The sequence below is a fragment of the Xanthomonas sp. 3058 genome, assembly GCF_014199765.1.
GTDB lineage: Bacteria > Pseudomonadota > Gammaproteobacteria > Xanthomonadales > Xanthomonadaceae > Xanthomonas > Xanthomonas campestris_B.
Genome location: NZ_JACHOF010000003.1, coordinates 1 through 20,563, shown reverse-complemented (window position 1 = coordinate 20,563; position 20,563 = coordinate 1). Strand labels below are relative to the sequence as shown.

At 67.2% G+C, this 20,563-nt stretch carries 15 protein-coding genes and 1 pseudogene; 6 read left to right on the top strand and 10 right to left on the bottom strand.

Annotation, left to right across the window (positions count from 1 at the left end; translation table 11 throughout):
* Window positions 1-6: 6 nt before the first annotated feature.
* From GGR61_RS05690 to GGR61_RS05675, 4 genes are read right to left on the bottom strand one after another with little or no spacing between them, the layout of a single operon-like run.
* Entirely contained in the window at window positions 7-1,368 is a 1,362-nt protein-coding gene (locus GGR61_RS05690; RefSeq protein ID WP_184620753.1) for an STM4012 family radical SAM protein, read from the bottom strand.
* Window positions 1,365-2,183, bottom strand: a complete 819-nt coding sequence (locus GGR61_RS05685; RefSeq protein ID WP_221237295.1) for an STM4013/SEN3800 family hydrolase — start codon at window positions 2,181-2,183, stop codon at window positions 1,365-1,367. Before GGR61_RS05685 ends, GGR61_RS05690 begins: the two co-directional genes overlap by 4 nt.
* The gene (locus tag GGR61_RS05680; RefSeq protein WP_184620944.1) at window positions 2,176-3,306 is read right to left on the bottom strand and encodes an STM4014 family protein; all 1,131 of its coding nucleotides are present in this window, start codon (window positions 3,304-3,306) and stop codon (window positions 2,176-2,178) included. The genes GGR61_RS05685 and GGR61_RS05680 overlap by 8 nt, the downstream gene beginning before the upstream one ends.
* A 19-nt stretch (window positions 3,307-3,325) precedes the next feature.
* Window positions 3,326-4,237 (bottom strand): STM4015 family protein, encoded by a 912-nt coding sequence (locus GGR61_RS05675; protein WP_184620752.1) that lies wholly within the window; start codon window positions 4,235-4,237, stop codon window positions 3,326-3,328.
* Between the two features lie 150 nt (window positions 4,238-4,387).
* Between GGR61_RS05675 and GGR61_RS05670 the strand changes: the two genes are divergently transcribed.
* The 4 genes from GGR61_RS05670 to GGR61_RS05655 are packed head-to-tail and all read left to right on the top strand — an operon-like array spanning window position 4,388 to window position 10,455.
* Complete coding sequence (locus tag GGR61_RS05670; protein ID WP_184620751.1) at window positions 4,388-5,506, top strand: AAA family ATPase; 1,119 nt, start codon at window positions 4,388-4,390, stop codon at window positions 5,504-5,506.
* Window positions 5,503-5,916 carry a hypothetical protein gene (locus GGR61_RS05665; RefSeq protein WP_184620750.1) on the top strand — a complete coding sequence of 138 codons (414 nt, stop codon included), beginning with the start codon at window positions 5,503-5,505 and terminating at the stop codon, window positions 5,914-5,916. The genes GGR61_RS05670 and GGR61_RS05665 overlap by 4 nt, the downstream gene beginning before the upstream one ends.
* A complete protein-coding gene (locus tag GGR61_RS05660; protein WP_184620749.1) occupies window positions 5,913-7,763 on the top strand; it encodes a hypothetical protein in 1,851 nt (616 codons plus the stop codon). Before GGR61_RS05665 ends, GGR61_RS05660 begins: the two co-directional genes overlap by 4 nt.
* On the top strand, window positions 7,756-10,455 hold the full coding sequence (locus tag GGR61_RS05655) for a bpX6 domain-containing protein (protein WP_184620748.1): 2,700 nt from the start codon (window positions 7,756-7,758) through the stop codon (window positions 10,453-10,455). The genes GGR61_RS05660 and GGR61_RS05655 overlap by 8 nt, the downstream gene beginning before the upstream one ends.
* A gap of 107 nt (window positions 10,456-10,562) precedes the next feature.
* On the opposite strand, the gene GGR61_RS05650 is transcribed toward GGR61_RS05655, so the two are convergent.
* From GGR61_RS05650 to rep, 3 genes are all read right to left on the bottom strand, one after another.
* A complete protein-coding gene (locus GGR61_RS05650; RefSeq protein ID WP_184620747.1) occupies window positions 10,563-11,597 on the bottom strand; it encodes a DUF4272 domain-containing protein in 1,035 nt (344 codons plus the stop codon).
* Between the two features lie 10 nt (window positions 11,598-11,607).
* Window positions 11,608-12,204: a GNAT family N-acetyltransferase gene (locus tag GGR61_RS05645; protein ID WP_260286976.1), complete on the bottom strand. Its 597-nt coding sequence runs from the start codon at window positions 12,202-12,204 to the stop codon at window positions 11,608-11,610.
* A 393-nt stretch (window positions 12,205-12,597) separates the two neighbouring features.
* Window positions 12,598-14,574: a DNA helicase Rep gene (gene rep / locus GGR61_RS05640; RefSeq protein WP_184406602.1), complete on the bottom strand. Its 1,977-nt coding sequence runs from the start codon at window positions 14,572-14,574 to the stop codon at window positions 12,598-12,600.
* Window positions 14,575-14,784: 210 nt separating this feature from the next.
* On the opposite strand from rep, the gene GGR61_RS05635 reads away from it, so the two are divergent.
* Both GGR61_RS05635 and GGR61_RS05630 read left to right on the top strand, forming a co-directional pair.
* Window positions 14,785-15,420: a thymidine kinase gene (locus tag GGR61_RS05635; protein ID WP_184620745.1), complete on the top strand. Its 636-nt coding sequence runs from the start codon at window positions 14,785-14,787 to the stop codon at window positions 15,418-15,420.
* A 410-nt stretch (window positions 15,421-15,830) separates the two neighbouring features.
* Complete coding sequence (locus GGR61_RS05630; RefSeq protein ID WP_184620744.1) at window positions 15,831-17,075, top strand: GAF domain-containing sensor histidine kinase; 1,245 nt, start codon at window positions 15,831-15,833, stop codon at window positions 17,073-17,075.
* A gap of 128 nt (window positions 17,076-17,203) precedes the next feature.
* Here the strand turns inward: GGR61_RS05630 and GGR61_RS05625 are convergent, their stop codons facing one another.
* The 3 genes and pseudogenes from GGR61_RS05625 to mutM form a co-directional block, all read right to left on the bottom strand.
* Window positions 17,204-18,805, bottom strand: a complete 1,602-nt coding sequence (locus GGR61_RS05625; RefSeq protein ID WP_221237294.1) for a glucan biosynthesis protein D — start codon at window positions 18,803-18,805, stop codon at window positions 17,204-17,206.
* A 67-nt stretch (window positions 18,806-18,872) separates the two neighbouring features.
* Window positions 18,873-19,133, bottom strand: a pseudogene (locus tag GGR61_RS05620) (DUF4380 domain-containing protein); the annotation flags it as partial.
* Window positions 19,134-19,512: 379 nt separating this feature from the next.
* On the bottom strand, window positions 19,513-20,328 hold the full coding sequence (mutM, locus tag GGR61_RS05615) for a bifunctional DNA-formamidopyrimidine glycosylase/DNA-(apurinic or apyrimidinic site) lyase (RefSeq protein ID WP_184620943.1): 816 nt from the start codon (window positions 20,326-20,328) through the stop codon (window positions 19,513-19,515).
* Window positions 20,329-20,563: the final 235 nt, after the last annotated feature.

The following is a 20,563-nucleotide window of genomic DNA, read 5'->3' as shown; positions in this document are numbered from 1 at the left end:
GGCCGCTTACCCGACCTGGTACTGCTGCATGCGCTCGACAATCGGCGCAGAGGTCAGCCACGGGCCGATGGTGTCGGCCCGCTCCATGCCCGCGGCGGTGAGCGCCAGCAGCGCTCCGTGTTGCTGCGCCAGCCCCAGCGCCAGCAACTCCTGCAGCTGCGGCAAGGCGTCCACACAATCGAGGCCGAAGCGCTGACGGAACGCGTCGCGGTCCAGCCCGGGAAACACCAGCAGCGACTGGATCGCATGCCGCCGCATGGCATCGTCGGCCTCCAGCGCGATGCCGTAGTCGGCGCTGGCGAAGCTGGCCTGATCGCGCGCCAGATAGTGCTCGAGAATCTCCGCGACCGAGCGCCGGCTGACCCCGTATTCGCTGGAGTAATGCAGGCCGGCGGTATACGAGCGCGCGCCGCAGCCGATGCCCACCATGCCATCGCTCTGGCAGCAGTACACCGGCGCGTCGCTATCGCGCGCATGCGGGGCGCGGAACATGCGCATCGACACCTGCGTATAGCCGGCTGCCAACAGATGGTCGCGGCCGGCGCGGTACAGCACCAGACGCTCGTCCAGCGGCTCGGGTTGCAGCACGAAGCTGCGTCGCCCGCCGCTCTTGGCCTCGATCCGGCCCAGGCCGGTCATCGGACGCACGTACAGCGGATACAGATACAGCTCTTCGGGAGCATGCTGCAGTGCGCTGTCGATGGAGGCCAGGAAGCTGTCCACGGTCTGCCCGGCGATGCCGTAGATCAGATCCAGGTTCAACGTCGGGATGTCCTGGGCGCGAATGGTGGCGATCGCCCGCTCCACCGTGTCGCGCTGCTGCGGCCGCACCAGTGCGCTCACTTCGGCAGCGCTGAAGCTCTGGATGCCCATGCTGACCCGATCGATGCCGGCCTGCCGGCAGACCCGCAGCCGCTCGGCGTCGACGGTTTCCGGCGAGACCTCGATGCCGGCCGGAATGGTGTCCAGCGCAATCGTCGCGTGGCGCGCCACCATGTCGAACACGCGCTGCAATTGCGCCGGATCCAGATAGCTCGGCGTGCCGCCGCCCATCGCAAAACGCACGAAGCGGTGCGTACCCAACGCCTGCACGGTGGCGCGCAGTTGCTGCTCCATCTGCGCCAGATACGCCTCTACCTGCGCCGGTGCCGGGCGCGCCAGCGCGAACAGATTGCAGAACCCGCAGCGGTACGAGCAGAACGGGATGTGCAGGTACAGAAATAGTGCGTGCCGGGGTTCGTCGGCCCAGACCTGCGACAACGGCACGGCCGGCTGCAGCGGCCGGTAACTGGTCTTGTGCGGATACGAGTACGAATAGGCCTGATACGGCGGCTGACGCAGTAACTCGGTCAACGAAGGCAGGCTCATGGGGTCACCAGGAAATGGGCATAAGGCACGGTCATCACCACCTCGTGGGCCAGGCGATGGCCATGGTAGCCATCCTCGCCGTAGGCAGTGCCGTGATCGGAACAGACGATGGCAAACGCACCGCCGCGCGCGCGCAGCGCGGCAAACAACGGCGCCAGCGCCGCATCCACATAACGCAGCGCGGCGCAGTGGCTGTCGAAGTCGTCGCGCACCGCGCCTGGCACGTAATGGCAATTGGGTTGATGCAAGGCCGAAACGTTGATGAAGAGAAAACAGCGGGTATCGCGCAGCGCGGGGTCGCCCAGGCGAGCGCAGGCCAGGGCGACCTGGCGCTCGGTCGAATCGGCGGCGGTGACGCCAAACTCCGGCGACCAGTGACTTTCGCGGAACAGGCCGGGCAACTGCGTGCCGAGCGCGTTGGCCTTGTTGAAAAAGCCGGTGCCGCCGATGCACACCGTGTGGTACCCGCAGCGTGCCAGGCCATCGACGATATCGCCGCTGTCGGCAAACACCTGGGTCTGCGCGACGATGGTCTCGCTGCCATCGAAGGCCAGCGCAAACAGGCGCGGATGCGGGCCCTGGCGCGCCGGGGTCGGCAAAAACCCGGCGAAGAACGCCATGTGCGCCGCATACGTAAAACTGCCTGGCGTGTGCCGCCGCTCCCAGCCGGCGGCCGGCAGATACGGCGCCAGCACCGGCAGTTCGCCCCGCGCAAAACAGCGCTGCGCAGCGTCGTAGCGCAGCGTATCCAACGTGATCAGCACGATGTCGTGCGCACCGACGATGGCGCGCATGTCCGGCAGCATCTCAGCCATGCAGGCGGTTCTCGCAGCGCGCATCGGCGGTCATGCCAGCAGTGGCGAAGACGGTACCAAGGGCTGCCTGATCCTCGTACGTGGTGCGCCCCTGCCAGCGCAGCTGCGGCAGCAGATCGCCAAAGCCGTTGGCTTCGAGCACATGGCAGCGCCCGGCGCGCTGGATCAGGTCGAAACCGATCATGCGACAGTCGGCAAACGCGCTGGCCGCCTGCGCCACGGTGCTGGCCACGGCTGCATCCACCTCGGCGCTCTGCCAGGCCTGCGCCGGCAGGCGCCGGTTGCCCAGGTGCAGATTGGTCAACGGGCCGCGGCTGGCACGTGCTACGCGTTGCCGCGCCACGCCGTCGAACGCGACCACGCGCAGGTCGTAGTGATACCCGGGCAGGCCGGGCGCGCGCGGCTTGGGAATCCACTGTTCCAGATATGCGCCCTGCGCGGCGATCGCATCGACCAGCGGCGCGATCTCCTCGGTGCGGGTATAGCGGCGCTGGCGCAAGGCGTTGAACACGCGTACCTGGCCGTCCTGCACCACCAGCTCGGCAGAACCGCTGGCGATCTGGCGTCCGTCGCGGTGCCAGCGATACGCAAGCACGCCCGCCCCGGAGGAACCGTAGCGCGGCTTGAAAAATGCCTGGGTGCAGCCGCTGGCCTGCAGGCGTTCGCGCAGGCTGGCGTAGCCATCGACCGTGCCCAGCAGCGTCGGCACGCTGACCCCTGCCGCAGCCAAACGCTGCTGGCAGCCCCGTTTGTCGGTCATTGCCAGCAGCTCCGCTGGTGGATTGAGATAGCGCGCGGCCGGCAAGGTCGCGAGCAGGTCTGCAAACCCGGCATGCCACAGGTGCTGATGCGCCAGTTCGCCATGCGCCAATGGCGCAGGCACCGGCCCGGGCTGTCCAAGACAGTGCCAACCGCGCACGATCAGCGCCTGATGCAGCGCCGGCGCCTCGCCCGGCGATTCCAGCTTGACCAGCGCGGCCGGATGCCGCGCCAGCCAGTCCTGCAACGGCGCCGTGGTGTCCAGCAGCTGCAGATAATCGAACACCGTCGCCACAGGCTGCCCCTGCGCCTGCAATGCCTGCTGCAGGGCGGCGACCCTGCGGCTGTCGCGCGGCCCCACCAACACCCAATGCGCGCTCACGTCATTCGGAGACAGCGACGTAGCGCTCGTCGTCTTCTTCCTCTTCGGGGTCTTCCAGGATCACCGTGACCGGCAACGTCGCCAGACGGGCCTGCCAGTCGGCAGAAATGTAGTGATGGCTCAGGTCGATCCGCTGCAGCTGGCCCAGCTGGGTGCTTTCGACCAGCGCCCGCGCACCGACATCGCCGATGGTGCCCAGCGACAGGTCCAGCGTGTCCAGGCTGCCCAGCCACGGTTGGGTGGCCAGCCAGGTCGCCAGTTCGTCGGTGTTGGCTGCATTGCGCAGGCCCAGATAACGCAAACGCTCCGGGCCGATGGCTGCCAGCAGCCGCTGATAGGTGCCCAGGTCGCCGTCGTAGCCGTAATCCTCCACGCCCAGCCAGAGCTCCAGGTGCTGCAGCGCCGGCAGCGTGGAGTCGGCGATCGCCTGCACGATGGCAGACGGCAGCCCACCGCATTCGATCGCCAGTTCCTGCAGCTGGGTATGCGTGAACGGGGTCAGCACCAATTTGGACGAACCGCGCACGCGCAGCGATTGCAGCGCCGGGAACGCCGCCAGCAGCGGGGTGTAGTCGGTCTGGATGATCCACGACACCTCGCAGTCCTCGCAGACCATGTCGCCAACGAACAGCGCGCGCAGCGCGCTCAATTCATCGCGGCGTTCGATCAGCCGCTGCAGATAGCCGCTGGGGCCTTCCTCGTAGGATTCGCGCCAGGGGCCGATGATCAATGCCTGGATGCTGGCCGGATCGACCTGGGCCAGCAGGCTGTCGAGCAACTCCGCCTGGCTGCCTTCGCCTTCGTAGTCCTGGCGCAGCCGGTACACCACGTCTCCGCCGCTGGCGGGCTGGTCCACACTGAAGTCCACCACGCGCTTGCCGCGATAGAATTCCGAATACTCGCCGATCGTCATTGCATTGCCTCCCTGGCTCGGTGAGCTGACAGGATACCCACACGGTCGTGGCAACCTCGTTAATGCCACGTACCACCGTTCCATTGCCGTTCCACAGGCGGTCACCGGTGCCTGCACCGCGCCGCATGATTTGTTCGAAGGACCGATTGCATGCACGCCCATCCCGCCGCCGCGCGCATTCGCGCCACCGTCCAGGCCGCCACCACCGGATTGATCGAGCGCGACCAGCTGGCCGAGTTGATCGTGCTCGCGGCAGTGGCGCAGGAACATCTGCTGATCATCGGCCCGCCGGGCACCGCCAAGAGTGCGGTGGTGCGGCGCGTCGCCGCCGCACTGGGCGGGCGCTATTTCGAATATCTGCTGGGCCGCTTCACCGAACCGGCCGAGCTGTTCGGCCCGGTGGACCTGCGCAAATTGCGCGAGGGCAGCGTGCAGATCGATGTGACCGGGATGTTGCCCGAAGCCGACATCGCCTTCCTCGACGAAGTCTTCCTCGGTTCCACCGCGATCCTCAACACCTTGCTCGGGCTGCTCAACGAACGCCGCTTCCGCCGTGGCCAGACCGACCTGCCCTGCCCGTTGCGCCTGTGCGTGGGCGCGGCCAACGCGCTGCCGGAAGACGATGCGCTGGCGGCCTTCAGCGACCGCTTCCTGCTGCATCTGTTCGTCGACCCGGTGGCGGACCATCAACTCGACGCGCTGCTGGCCGGCGGATGGCAGGCCGAGCGTGCGCCGCTGCAGCCTGTCGCCGGGCTGGCCGACCTGGACCTGTTGTGCGAACAGGCGCGTGCGGTGGACATGGATGGCGCACGCACGGCGCTCGCCGCGGCGATCCGCACATTGCGCGGCGCAGGCATGCAGCTGTCGGACCGTCGTCTGGTCAAGACCCAGCGGCTGATCGCCGCCGCCTGCGTGCTGGCCGGACGCACCCAGGCCAGCGAGGCCGATCTGTGGCCGCTGTTCTATGTGCTGCCGACGCGCGAGCAGCAAGCCAGCGCACAGGACCTGCTGCGCGGCACGCTGGCCGCCGCTGCCAATCCCACCTTGCGCGCGGCCGTCGAACAGGCCGCGCTGCAACCGCTCTCGCGCACCGCGCGGCTGGTCGAGGCGGCCCAGCGCTGCCTGCAGGATCAGCACAGTCCCGCCCTGCGCACCATGGCCGAAGCCTTGCTGCGCGAGATCGATGCCAACTTCACGGCCGCCTCGCTGCCGGCCGAGCTGGCCCACGAACGCACGCGCCTGATCGAGCAGATCGGCAGCGGCGCGTGAACTGGTCGTGGCAGGACGAGCCGGTGCCGGTCGCCCCGCAGGGCGTGATCGGCGTGGGCGATGCCGCACGCGGGTTGCTGGCGGCATGGGCACGCTTGCCCGACGGTGCGGGCTTACTGGTCACCGCCACGGCGCAGGCCTTGCTGCTGACCGGCCCTGCGCCGCAGCTGCCCTGGGCCGACGGCGTGCACTACGTGGCACCGCGCGCGGACGCCGCTGGGCTGTGGCTGCCCACCGCCGAACGCCCCGACCTGCCGCTGGAACTGCTGGAGCGTGCGCTGCGCCGCCAGCACGGAGCGCAGCCGCTGTTGCTGCTGCGCTCACCGGCACTGGTGCTGCCGCTGCATCGGTTGCTGCCGGCGCGTACCGAGGTCGTGGCGCAGATCCGACAGCGCTGGGAGGCCGCGTGAGCGCCGCGCTGCAGGTGCCCGCCCCGCTGCAGGCCTGGCGGCTGTGGCTGGATTGGTTCGACCCGCACATCGCCGCCCAGCTCGGCACCTGGTTGGTGCGCCTGGACCCCTTGCTCGGACGCGCCAGTCGCCTGCGCCGCCAAGACGGCGACAGCGAGCCGGACGGCATCGACGATCTGCGTCGGCGCGGCAGCTACGAGCACCTGCTGCTGAGCGAGTGGGCACTGGCCGACGCACTGCCGGAGGAATTCCTGCGCCGCGCCGCGCACGCCGAGCACCTGTTCCTGGTGCCCCGGATGCAGGCCCGCACGCGCGATGCCCGTCTGGTGGCGATCTTCGATGCCGGTCCGGCGCAATGGGGCGCACCGCGCCTGGCGCAGATTGCGTTGTGGATCCTGCTGGCACGCCGTGCGCAGGCGGCCAATGCGCGCTTTGTCTGGGGCCTGGCGCATCTGCCCGGCGACCTGCACGACGCCGACAGCCCCGCCCGGCTGCACCAGCTGCTGCTGGGCCGCACCTTCGAGGCGACCGGCACGCAGCATGCGCAGGCCTGGGCGACGCAGTTGGCAAGCACCACGCCGACCACCAGCGAGTGCTGGTGGATCGGCGCGCAACCGGTGCGTGCGTCACCGTTCCACCACCAGGCCGGCATCCTGCCTGCAGCCAATGCGCATCTGCAGGTGGTGCTGCAGACGCGCCACGGCACCCGCAGCAGCCTGTTGCCGGTGCCTGCCAGCATGGCCGCCACGCAGCTGCTGCGCGGGCACTTCATCGACACCCAACGCCCGGCCGAGGCCGACGCCGCAAAACACGTGGTCAAGGGCAAGTTTTCGCTGCGCCACGCGCCGCTGTTCAGCCCGGACGGCAGCCATGTCGCGCTGCTGCTGGCAGACGGCTGGCGCAGCGCGATGGTGAAGGTGCAGCACGCCGACATCGGCAAACGGGCGGCGCCGCGCTACCACCAATGGGCGCAAGGCGGTCAGCCGCTGTGCCTTGCGGCGCAGAACAAGCACCTGGGCGGCATCGTGGCCATCCGGGAGCGGGCCGAGTTCTGGAATCTCGAGGGCATGCCCGGCCCCATCGAGGCCGGCGGGCAGAGCATCTGCCCCGCGCCAGGCCAGGTGCGGCTGCGTCCGTGCGTGTGGCTCAACAGCGGCGGCATGCCGCAGCGGTTCCTGCTGTGGGACCAGCACGGCCGGCTGATGACATGGACGCGCGATAGCCACCAGTGGCAGCGGGTTGCGCAAGGCAGCGAGATCGCCGGGCAGGTGGTGGCGCTGGCGCAAGGCGATGCCGAACACGCGCTCTACGCCACCCATGTCGCAGGCGAGCTGCGGCTGCTGCGCCTGCATCGCACCGGCAAGCAGGACCTCGTCCTGCAGCTGCCGTTGGGGTCGCGTCCGCCGGTCGTGTTGCTGCGCAGCCTGGTCCAGGAGGGTCAATGGCGTGGCGCCATCGCCCTCGAACTGGCAAGCCGCCAGGCCGGCGGCGACCGCTCGCTGGCCTACCGGGTGCTGCACGGAGGGCCGGCCGATGGCTTTCAGGAATTCGAGGCGATCGTGGCGTCCGGCGACAGACCGATCGGCCTGGTCGGCGACCCGGACGCGCCGCAGCACAGCCTGCTGCTGGTGCTGCGCGCCGATCGTCGCGCGCTGCTCGCCATCGGGGCCAGCGGCCGGCGGACGCTGCATCACGCCGCCAGCGAGATCAGCGCCGCGGCGGTGTCCAGCGATGGTGCGCGGGTCGCACTGGTCACCCTGCAGGGGCAGGCGTGGATCTTGGGCGATGGCGGGCTGACCCCGTTGATGGTCGTGCAGGGCCAGGCCGAGCAACCCGGCCATGATTAACCCCGCGCACACGAACAACGCGGGCGGCAGCGTGCGGTACCCGCTATGGCACGGCAGCCAGATGGTGTCGGCGTTGTGGTTCGCGGCCGCGTGGCTCGGCCCGGAGCAACGCCTGGCCAGGCTCGTGCGCGCCTGGCAACCGGGTAGCCGGGCGCTGCGCTTCGCCGACGGCGATGTGCTGTGCTTTGCCGCGCCGCGTGCGCTGGTCTGCGAGCAGGCGCCCGGCCTGGTGCTGTGCCAGGTGCATGGCGGCCTGTTCTCGGGCGCGTTGACCGCCGCCGAGGCGGCGCAGTTGCCCCCCGCCGATATCGGCCTGGTCCATGGCGCCCAGGTGATCGTCTTGCAGTGGCAACACGCCGTGGCGCTGGATCCTTCCGAGGCGATCGACGTGTCCGGCTACCCGCTGCACATGCCCTACGACTGCAGCCCGAGCGCGCCACCGCTGGAGGTGGACCGGCTGCGCGGCAAACCGCTGCGGCAACTGCTGGGCAATGCCGTCCCGCCAGCCAGCGCCGAGCGCGATGCGTTCCTGCAGGCGTTAAAGACGCAGCGCCCCGACGTGCAAAACAACACGCTGTGGCAACGCCTGCTGACGCGCGCTCAGCGCGCCCTGAGCAGCGAGCACGCACCGGCGTCGCACGGATCGGCAGCCACCGGGCAGAACGCGACCGTGCCGGCACGCCGGGGTGCCGCAGCGGTATCGGCGTGGCGCACGCGGCTTGCCCGCGCACTGGTTGCCTCGCGGATGGCCGGCCTGGTCGGACATCGCCAGGGTGCCTACATGCGCCGGATGCTGCGCCAGTTCGAAAACGGCGATCTGGACGAAGCCTTGCGCAACGCGCTGCCGCTCGATGGCGTGGGCGAATCCTTGGGGCAGGCGTTCGGGGTGCCACAGCGGCGCAGCGACCTGAGTCTGTCGCGCACGCGCGGCGCCGGCACCAGCATCGGCCTGGGCGAAGAGCTGCAGGCGCACCTGCGCGCGACCTATCGCAGCGCCTTCGCGCGCCTGGACCGCGAGGGGCAGATCGATCGTGCGGTGTTCGTCCTGGCCGAATTGCTCAATGCGCGCCAGGAGGCGCTCGACTATCTGGTCAAGCACGCCCGTTACAAACAGGCTGCGGAGCTGGCGCTGGGCTGGGACATGTCGGCGGCGATGATCATCCGGCTGCTGATGCTGTCCGGCGACCACGCGCGTGCGGTGCAGGTCGCGCGCCGCGATGGCGCCTTTGCCGCCGCAATCCAGCTGCTGCACGGCACCGACCGCGCACTGGCCGACGCGCTGCGGCTGGAATGGGGCCAGGCACTGGTGCAGGCCGGCGACTGGCTGGCGGCGGTGGACGCGGTGTGGCCGCTGCACAAAGCGCGCAACCAGGCCGCGCAGTGGCTGCTGGCCGCAGAACAGGCCGGCAGCACGCTGCGCGCACGCGCCCTGGTCAAGCGCGCGCAGCTGTTGCCGGACACGCTGGACCACTACGCCGACCGCATCGCCGCGCTTGCAGACCCCGCCGCCGATCCCGTACCGCGCAGCGAAATGGCAGCAGCGCTGCTGGTGGATGCTTCCCCCAACCGCGCGCTGCAACAGCTGGCGCGGCAGCTGCTGCCGGCGATTGCCGCCGATCATGCGTTTGCACGCAACAGCCTGTCCGTCGGCGATCTGACCACGCTGCTGAAGCTGGCCAAGGACCCCCTGCTCAGCGCCGATATTCCAGCCTTCACACCACACGTCGCGGCCAGCCAATCCAGGCTATGGGATAGCGCCACCACCCTGCGACTACAGGCACCGCAGGCCGGCCTGGCGGCCATCCACGATGTGGCTGCACTCCCGAATCGCCGCTATCTGCTGGCCCTGGGCGAAGCCGGCGCGGCGGTGGTGGACGCGCATGGGCGCCTGCTGCGGCGCTACCCGGCGCCTGCCTTTGGTGTGGTCATCGCCGACAGCGGACAGGTCGCCCTGGCGATCGCCCCCCGCGAGCGCGTGTCCACCGTCCATCGGCTGGATCTGATCACCCATGCGGTGCGCGATCTTGGCCAGATCGCGCTGCAATACGCTGCGCCCAGCTACAGCGGAATCGGCTGGAGCATCGTGGTCGACAACCGGCTGCTGGTGGTCGATACCGACAAGGATCTGCACAGCGTGCTGTGGCATGTCGGCGACCTGCCCGGCCCGGTGATTGCGGCGGGATTCTTCAGCGATTGCGAGGTGTACCTGGTGCGGGCCCGCGAGCACCTGGAGGACTGGACCTACAGCCTGCCGGCGCGACGCCTCAAGGCGCGCGATCCCCTGCGCGTGGAGCCGCAAACGCCGGTGCTCGCGCATCGGCTCGGCAGCGCGCAGCAAGCGGATGTGCGCGCCGATCCGGATGACGACATTTGGCTGCACTACCAGCACACCGGCAAGGCCCGTCAATGCCGATTGCACAAACGCAGCGCCGCCGCCGGCGCGCCGGAGGGCTCAAGCGTGGTGGCGCTCGAAGCGGGATTCCTGGTGGGCCTGCATTGGCCGCACGGCTCGCGCTATCTGGTGGTGCGCCACCATGACGGCGGCATCGTCGCCTCGCTGGACTGGCCTGCGGGCATCGCGGTCAAGGTGCGCGAGCAGTCCGGCCATCTGCTGTTGCATGACGCGCACGGCCGTTTGCTGGATCTGCAGACCGACCGCTCGCTGACCCATGCCATGTCCTTCCTCGGCTAGCGCCTATGAAAACCACACGCTGAAGCGGGCGCGAAGACACAACGCCATGCGGGATGCATGCCGCTGAGAGCCGCGCAGCGCCGCCGTCGCAGCGGTGCTCGCTCCGCTCAGGTCGGTGTATCCACCGCATCCCAGTCCGCGTCTTCGAAGTGCAGCAGCCAGTTGAGCGCGTAATGACGCTCGTACACCACGCCGGGCACCAGGCCGGCCGGCGGTGCCTGCTGGGTGTGACCGGCCTGGCGCACGGCCCAGTGCAGGCGCAGATGCAGGTCCAAGGCATCCAGCAATTCGGGCAGCGGCCGCAACGTCGGCACCGTGCGCGCGGGCGCCCGCGCTTGGTCCAGCGCGCGTTGCGCGGCCAGCGGCACGTCGCACAGGGCGGTTGGCTGCGGCAAGGCGTCGGCCAGGCCCAGCGCCCACTGCAACACGGCCAGGCTTTCGTAACGCCAGCCGACGTTGGCCAGCATCTGCTGCTCTGGGTGCGCTTCGGCAAAGAAGGCGCGCTCCTGCGGCGACAGCGCAGCCGTCACGCCGGGCAAGCGCGCCTCCACCTCGTCCAGCGCCGGTGGCGCATCGCCGGCGGCCAGCATCTCCGCACGCAAGGCCACCGCAAACAACGCCAGCATCCGTTGCGTCACCGCCGCCGCGTCGCGCACCCGCGCTTCACCCTCGCCGGCCACCGGCGGCAAGCTCGGCGGTACGCGGATGCCCTGTGCACTCAGTTGCGCCAGGTGATGCGCTCGCCGCTCGCGCGCATCCGGCGGGTACGGCACCTGGGCTTGGTCATCGAGCGCCGGCTCGCCCTGGCTGATCAGCACCCGTCCCTGCGGGTCGCGCACGCTGCCGTCGGCCAGAAAGCACACCGCATTGGCCTGCTCGGCCCAGTCCGCCAGATCGCCAAACGCGCTGTCGTCGACCTCGAAGCTGAAGTGCTGCCGCACCCGCTGCACATGCCGCATCAGGTGATAGCGCGACTGGGTCATTTGCCCGTCGCCGGCCTGATTCACATAGCCGACAAAGCCATGCAGATGGTTGGCCAGTTCCGGATCGGCATGGTCGCGATGCTGCACGGCGGCGTGCGGCAGGAACTCAGGCCATCGCGGTTCGCGCAAGGTGGAATAGGCATTGACCAGCAGCGGCATGCGGGTGTCCTTATGCAGTCGGAGGCAGGCCGGCAGGGTGCCGCACACCTGGGGGGCTGTCCATGTCGGCGCGAGCGAGATCGATCGTGTAATACGCCAACGCGTCGGTGCCGGGACTCAACACGCGCAGCCCCTCGCGCTGCAGCCCCAGCGCTTCCAGCGCGCGAATCGAAGCGGCATTGTCCGGCGAGGCGATCGCACACAGCTGAGGCAACCCCAGCACATCGCGTGCATAGACCAGCACCGCACGCCCGGCTTCGCTGACGTAGCCTTTCCCGCGATATGCCGGCAGCAGTGCAAAGCCGAGATGCGGCCCCGGCAAAGTCTCGCGGCACAACAAGCCCAGCGTGCCGGCAAACGCCCCCTCGGCGCGCGTCTCCACCGCCCAGTGCGCAAAGCCGTATTTTTCCTGGTGCGCCTGTGCCCACTCACGTAGATGATCGCGCGCCTGCTCGCGGGTACGCACGCCGCGATCATTGATGCCAGCGATAAAACCGGGGTCGTTGACCAAGACCAGCATCGCATCGGCATCGCGCTCGGGATCCAGCGTACGCAGGCGCAAACGCGGGGTTTCGATCACGATAGTCACGGCCCACTCCGGCATCAAGGCAAACCAGACTGCCGTGCAGGCATGTCGCTGGCAAGCCTTGCCGCGCTACCACTGATGAGCATGCGCGTCCGATCCAGCGGACGGTGAGCGTCGTGCATGCAGCGTCGCCAACCTGGTACGTCAACGTCGATGGTCAACGGCCACAGAGCATGCTGCATGCGGCCAGCCGCACGTCTTTCGACAACGGGCCACTGCCACGCTGCCAGTGCATGTGCGGGTCCGTGCAGCAGCGACTCGCAGGCGTGTTGAAGCGCATGACACGCCTGCAACGATCGATAAATCGCCGCCAGTACTCGAGCGCGTGCCAGAGCGCGGTGCCAGACGCAAACCCCGCACCACGCAATTGCCCCGCCCAACCAACGACAAGCGCCGTCGCTTGATCGGCTGCTCTCAGTCAAACAACGCCTGGATCGCCGCAAGCCCGGCACTGGCGCGCTCTTTCTTACGCTCGGCATCGGCGACCGGGTCGGCGCCATCGCGCTGCAGTTCTTCGGCCGGAATCTCATCGAAAAACCGGCTCGGCTTGAGCCGCACATGCTCGCCGAACTTGCGCGTCAGCTTGCTGTGACTCATCCACAGCTGCTCCTTGGCGCGGGTGATGCCCACGTACAGCAGACGACGCTCTTCCTGCAGATTGCCTTCTTCCAGGCTCACTTCATGCGGCAGCACGCCGTCTTCGCAGCCGACGATAAACACGTAGCGGAATTCCAGACCCTTGGACGCATGCATGGTCATCATGCGCACCTGGTTGCCGCCATCGTCCTTGTCGTTGCGCGACAGCAGCGCCAGCTGCGCGGCCAGATCGCTGGCGCTCGCGCCGCGCGGGCCACCTTCGAACCACTCGGCCAACTCGTCCAGATTGCGCTTGCGGCGCTGGAAGCCGGTCTCGTCCTTGGACTGGTTGCGCAGGTCGTTGAGCAGGCCGGATTTTTCGGCCAGTGTGCGCACCAATTCGCCAGCCGGCATCGTCGCCGAGTGCTCGCGCATGTCGCGCAGGATATCGGTGAAGGCGCTCAGGCCATTGGCCGCACGCGGCGGCAGATGCTGCAGTGCGCCCATCGACTCGGCCGCGCGCGACATCGGCACCGACTTCGCACTGGCCAGTTCGGCCAACCGTGCCAGCGAGGTCGCCCCCACTTCGCGCTTGGGCGATTGCACCGCGCGCAAGAACGCCGCGTCGTCCTCGGGGTTGACGATCAGGCGCAGCCACGACAGCACGTCCTTGACCTCTTGTCGCTCCAGGAACGCCGTGCCGCCGGTCAGGTGGTACGGCACGCGCAGCAGCTGCAATGCCTTTTCCAGCGGCCGCGATTGAAAATTGCCGCGGAACAGGATGCAGAAATCGCTCCACGGCACCTGCTTGGCCGTGCCCAGGAACGAAATCTCGGCGGCCACCTTTTCTGCTTCGTGCTCGCTGTCGCGGCATTCCCACACACGAATGCGTTCGCCGTCGGCCTGGTCGCTCCACAACGTCTTCAAGTGCTCGTGCGGGTTGTGTGCGATCAAGGCATTGGCTGCGCGCAACACGCGGTTGGAGCAGCGATAGTTCTGCTCCAGCTTGATGATTTCCAGCGCCGGATAATCGTGCCCCATCTGTTGCAGGTTTTCCGGATTGGCGCCACGCCAGGCGTAGATGCTCTGGTCGTCGTCGCCCACGCAGGTGAAGTTGCCGCGCGGGCCGGCCAGCATCTTCAGCAGCCGATACTGCGCATCGTTGGTGTCCTGGCACTCGTCCACCAGCAAGTAGCCGATGCGTTCGCGCCAGCCCATCACGATCTCTTCGTTGGCTTCCAGGATCTGCACCGGCAGGCGGATCAGATCGTCGAAGTCCACCGCGTTGAAGGTGGTCAGCCGCGCCTGGTAGCGCTCGTACAGGCTGGCCGCTTCCTTCTCGCGGTTGCTGCGTGCCGCAGCCATCGCCTGTTCCGGCGACAGGCCGGCATTCTTGGCGCGCGAGATCAGGTTCTTGGCATCTTCGATCGCATCGGGCTTGGCGCCATGCATCAGGTCCTTGATCTGGGCGGCGGCATCGTCGGAATCGAAGATCGAAAAGCCACGCTTCAACCCGGCTGCGGCATGTTCGATCTGCAGGAACTTCAGCCCCAGCGCATGGAAGGTGCAGATAGTCAGGCCATCGGCGCCATCGCCGCGGATGCGCTTGGCCACACGCTCGCGCATTTCCTTGGCCGACTTGTTGGTGAAGGTGATCGCGGCGATGCGCTTGGCCGGATAGCGGCCGATCGCGATCAGATGCGCGATCTTTTCCACGATCACGCGCGTCTTGCCGCTGCCGGCACCGGCCAGCACCAACAAGGGACCTTCGCAGTGCAGCACTGCGGCGCGTTGCGGGGGATTGAGACCGTGCATAGGGGCTTCCGACAGAGCGGGCCATTGTACCGGCGCTGCCCGCAGCTGGCCGGCGCGATGGGTTCAGCTCGGCCGCTGCGCTGTCATGTGGGGACAGGCCTGCGGATTGGAGGCGAGGCGGCAGCGCCCACCGGCGTCGGTTAGCCAGCGGCGCCGCTCACCACGCCCGCACGCGCTGCATGCAGCCGCCCGGCCCGGTAAAATCACCCGATGGCCAAGCTCTATTTCTATTATTCGGCGATGAATGCCGGCAAGACCACCACCTTGCTGCAGTCGGCGCACAACTACCGCGAACGCGGCATGCGGACGCTGATCCTGACGCCCAAACTCGACCACCGCGCCGGCAGCGGCGTGGTCGCATCGCGGATCGGCCTGCGCGCAGACGGGCGCGCGTTCGATCGCGACACCGAGCTGCAGCAGCTCATCGAGCGCGACATCCAGGCCGAGGGCGCGTTGCATTGCGTGCTGGTGGACGAAGCGCAGTTCCTCAGCCGCGCGCAGGTCTGGCAGCTGAGCGAAGTGGTCGACCGGCTGCGCATCCCGGTGCTGTGCTACGGCCTGCGAACGGATTTTCGCGGCGAGCTGTTCGAGGGCAGCCAGTTCCTGCTGGCCTGGGCCGACGAACTGGAAGAGATCAAGACCATCTGCCACAGCGGCAGCAAGGCCACCATGACCGTGCGCGTGGACGCGCAAGGGCACGCGGTGCAGGACGGCCCGCAAGTGGAGATCGGCGGCAACGAGCGCTACGTATCGGTCAGCCGCGCCGAGTTCAAGAAGATCATGCGTGGCGAAGGCCGCATCGACCCGTTGCAGATCGCATTGCCGCTGCCGTCGGCGGGCTCGTAACGCGCCCCTGCACCAGCATGATTCCCGCGTCACGCGTGTTCGGGATGCCACCGATGCAGGAGATGTGGAGATGTCTTCGCGGCATCGGCGGGTGACGACGGTGGCATCGCTCGCCCCACCATCGCACGGCGCACCGGTCGCAGCCTCCCTCTCGCCGCGCCCGCTGTCGCGCAGGCGCCGCTGGTGGTCGGGCAGGCACGCTGCTCGCCGATTGCACTGAAGAATTCAGCCGATCTGCCGTCAATGATCTAGTCGGTGGTGGTGGAAAGCCCTGCCAGGCATTCCACCACCACCGCACGTGTGCGACGTCACCCAGCGTATCGTGATGAGTCGCTGCGGCGATCTGCATGCAACCAGGCTCATCCACAACCCTGTAGACTGACTATCATCCACTTGTCGGGAGGCAATGCATGGGTCCGCTTCCTTCCGCATTACGTGCAGATATCGCGCGTGTCGGCCGGCTTTCGTCGGTACCCGACGTGCTGACCATTCTCACTCGGCTGACCGGCATGGGGTTTGCTGCGGTCGCCCGCGTCACCGAGACGCGCTGGATCACCTGCCAGGTGCGCGACGAGCTATCGTTCGGCCTGGCGCCCGGCGACGAGCTGCCGCTGGCCACCACCTTCTGCGATAGCGTGCGCACCCAGGGCAACGCGTTGTGGTTTGGCCACGCCTCCGAGCACCCGGTCTTCCGCGATCACCCCTCGCCCCGACTCTACGGCTTCGAGAGCTATGTCTCGGTGCCGATCAGGTTCGACGACGGCAGCGTGTTCGGCACTCTGTGCGCGCTGGACCCGCTACCGCGTGTCATGGACGCGCCGTTGGTGGAAAAGGTCGAGTTGCTGGCGCAGTTGCTGGCCGCGCAGATCCAGGCCGAACAACGCGCCGAAGAAAGCGCGCAGGAATCGCGGCGCGCACGCCGCGAACTGGGCCGCGCCGGCGCCTCGGCGCGGTTGCGCGAAGAATTCATCGGCATCCTCGGCCACGACCTGCGCAACCCGCTGCAGTCCATGCATGCAGTGGTGGACGTGCTCGCCATCGACCCGCTCAACCAGCGCCAGGGCGGCGCCATCCGCAGCCTGCAACGCAGCCTGCAACGCATGGAAGAACTGATCGATTTCGCCTGCGATTTTGCGCGCGGTATCGAACGCGACTGGCTGCAGCTGGATTACGGCAACGGCAGCGATTTGCTCGATGCGCTGTCGCAGGTGGTTGACGAAACACGCGCCGCCTACCCCAACCAGGTGCTGTCCACGCATGTGGCCATCGACGAGCCGGTGCATGGCGATGCGGTGCGTCTGGCGCAGATGTTCGGCAGCATGATGATCAACGCCGTGGTGCAGGGGCAGCAGAGTTCGTTGATCAAGGCGGTTGCGGTCACCGAACAGGGGCGCCTGCGCATCGAGGTCTGCAATCTGGACGGCATCGACCCGCGCCGGCTGAATGTGCTGCTCGCCTCCACGCACGTGCATACCGCCGGCCGGCCCCTCCCGGAAGTGGATCTGGGCCTGCATATGGCCGCGCAGATCGCGCAGGCGCATCAAGGCGAGTTGCGCATCACCAGCGGCAAGGAAGGCACCATTTTCCGCGTGGAGCTGGCGTGCGAGCGCCCACGGACGCGCATGCAGCTGGTCGATCGCCCGACGCCGGCCTGAGCAGTCCGGCTGGCAACGCGCTGCGTCCGCCGGACTGCTTTAGCCGGTGCGCAAGACCGGCGATAGACCCGCTTGGCGCGCCGCGCGACATCGCATCCGGCACCCACCAGCGCATCGCACATCCGTGCTTAGTAGAGCTTGCGCTCGCTCGCCGGCGGCGGCGTCCACTGGTACAGCCAGGTTTCGCTCAGCGGCCTGCCGTTGGCGCGCAGGAACAGGCGGATATCGATCTGTTGGGTGCTGTCATCCGGCGGCACCAGGTCGAACATCGCCCGATAGCCCTTGAGCTCGTGCAGTGGACGCGCCGACACGATCTCGGTCGTGCCACGCGACACCTGGATCACGGCCTCGACCTTGGTCTTGGCATCCTTGACCACCGCCGGCAAATCGCCGCCGGCAAAATCCACCGCAAATCGCCAGGAAAAATGGCTGCGCTTCTGTCCGACGATGCCCCCTAACCCGGTGCGCGTGGCCACGCAATGCGCCAACGGCGAACTGGCCGGCGGATGCGCGCCCCAATACAAGCGATAGCCCATCAACAGCTCTTGCCCCGGCTGCGGCTTGGCCTGCGGATTCCAGAACGCCACGATATTGTCGAAGGTCTCGTCCACGGTCGGAATCTCGACCAGTTGCACCGAGCCCTTGCCCCAGCCGCTCTTTGGTTCCACCCACAGGCACGGGCGCTTCTCGTAGAACACGCCGTCATCCTGGTAATGGTCGAAGTTGCGATCGCGCTGCAGCAGACCGAACCCGCGCGGGTTCTCATCGACAAACATGTTGAAGCGCAGGTGCGGCGGGTTGCACAACGGGCGCCAGATCCATTCGCCGCCACCGGTCCACATCGCCAGCCCGTCGGTGTCGTGAATCTCCGGGCGCCAGTCCCAATCCATGCGGCTATCGTTTTCGCCGACCTGGTACATGCTGGTGCACGGGCCGATGCCAAGACGTTCGATGGTCTTGCGCGGGTAGAGCGCACTGTCGATCTCCATCACCAGCACCTCGCCATTGGTGATGGCGAAGCGGTACGCGCCGGCAACGCTGGGCGAGTCCAGTAGCCCGTACACCACGACGGTATTCGAATCGTCTGCCGGCTGCTCCAGGTAATAGGCGATGAAGTCCGGGAACTCCTCCGGCCCGCCGGTTCCGGTATCGATCGCCAACCCGCGCGCCGACTGCCCGTACTGGCCTTCCTTGCCCACCGCACGAAAATAGCTCGCACCCAGAAACGCCGAGAAATCGCGATCGGTGTCCTTGCGCGTGTTGAGCCGGAACCCCGCAAAGCCCAGGTCTTTGGGCAACTGCTTGCCGCCGAGTCCGCTGCTGCCGTAATCGAACGCCGCCGGATCGTAGGCCAATTGCTGCGCCTTGCCGTCGACGATGTCGTAGATATGCACAGGGGTGTGGAAATACAGGCCCAGATGAAAAAACTTCGCCTGGAACTTGCCATTGCCGTCAGCCCACAGCGCATGGTCCTGGCGGTAGCGAATCGACTGATATTGATCCCAGTTCAATGCTTCCAACGACCCCGGAAGCAGCTGCTTGTGGCTTTTGTACGGCGCCTTGGCCAACGCACGCGCCTGCCCCTTGAGCCAGCCGTAGTCGAACGGCTGCGGCTGCCCCAAGCGACGCAGACCAACGGCCTTGGCCGCCAACGCCCACTGCGGTAATGCCGGCAAACCGAGCGCGGCCAAGGCGGCGGCAGCATTCTTCAGGAAGTGGCGTCGTTGCATGCGCATCGGTCTGATCGGGGAATGGCGCCATCATAGCCACAGCCCGGCCTGGACGTGAATGCGGGCCTCAAGGCGATGCCGAAGACACCACACATGCCTGCTGCAACTCCAGCTCCTGTGCCTTGCTGCACAGGAACTGTTGCTGCGCTTGCGGCTCATCGGCTCCGCTGTACTGCAACAAGGTCCATTGCTCTTGCGCACGCATCTGCGCACCCGGCGCAAGCTGCCGATACGGCGCATGCACCTCCATCTCCAGCAGACCTTGCTCGGGATGCTGCGCAGGCGCATCCAGATACACCTGCCCCTGCTCCGGATGGATCGCTGCCAGCAGTTGGCCGCGCAGGACGCACCGATTGTGGCGCGAGGCACGGCAACGCACCAGCATTCCTGCACTCACTAGTCAGCCGTGCTATCCCAGGGTGCAGGCACGCTTACAGTGGTTCCGGCGACGCTGGAAAAACGCAGCTCACATAGCCCATGGAATGACTGCGTAACTGCCAAGACGGAGTGCTCCATCTGCACATGCCATCAGCGCAATTTTCCAACGCGCCTTAAGGAACCTCTGAACAACTCACCGACCATCGGGGGAAGCTTGTAGCCTCGCCTGATCCCGACAAGTGCCCTTACTGAAAATCAAGGGCTTACGCGTGACGCAGCCTGGCTCAGGCTCCGATCGAAGGCCTGAGACAGAGTTGTTCAGAGCTTCCTTAACGTTGGCAACTTCCGCACCACACCGTTGCACGTTGCCCGATCGTGGCATGCTTCAAGGGCCGGCCGCACTGTTTACAAGGTTCGCCTTCGCGTCCGTACACCGTGAGTTCCTGCTCGAAATAACCCGGCGCGCCATCTGGATTGATGAAATCCCGCAACGTGGTGCCTCCGCGCTGGATGGCATATCCCAGAATCTCTTTTACCGCGATAGCCAGGCGTCGGTAGCGTTCCAGAGAAACTTTTCCCGCCTCACGCAACGGGCTGATTCCCGCACGATGCAGGCTTTCAGCCGCATAGATATTGCCGACGCCGACAACCACTGCCTGGTCCATCAGAAAGGTTTTGACCGCAGCACGACGACCGCGCGACAACGCATAAAGATAATCGCCAGTAAATGCCTGTGATAATGGCTCCGGACCTAACCCAGCAAGCAACTCGTGCTCCTGTGTATCGGATTGCCACAACAGGCAACCGAACCGACGCGGGTCGTTGAAGCGCAGTACGCGGCCGTTTTCCAGGCTGATATCCACATGATCATGTGCGCGGGGTAGCGTATCGCCGGGCAGCACGCGCAGGCTGCCGGACATGCCCAGATGCAGCAGCGCACTGCCACCAGCATCGGTATCGATCAGCAGGTACTTGGCGCGTCGACGGACCTGCGTGATGGTGGCCCCAGGGAGCAAGCGTTCGATCTGCTCGGCAATGGGCCAACGCAAGTCCGGCCGCCGCAGGATGACGCCATGGATGCGTAGCCCGAGCAGATGCGGCGCCAGGCCACGCGCGGTGGTTTCGACTTCGGGCAACTCGGGCATCAGGGCATCCACCAACAGCCGGTCACGCACCGGCACAGCAGCATATGGAGGTCTGCACGCAAAAAAGCAATCAGGTCAGGGTGGATTGCTCATCCTGGACAGCGCATGGCCGCGAGCAGCGGTGTGGCCTGCAAGTGCCGGGTGGCGAAGGACGCCGGCAACGGCCAGCGGCAGGCGTTAAGGGACGCATTTCCAAATGTCGCCCAAGAAGAAACCCCCAATCCTTTCGGACTGA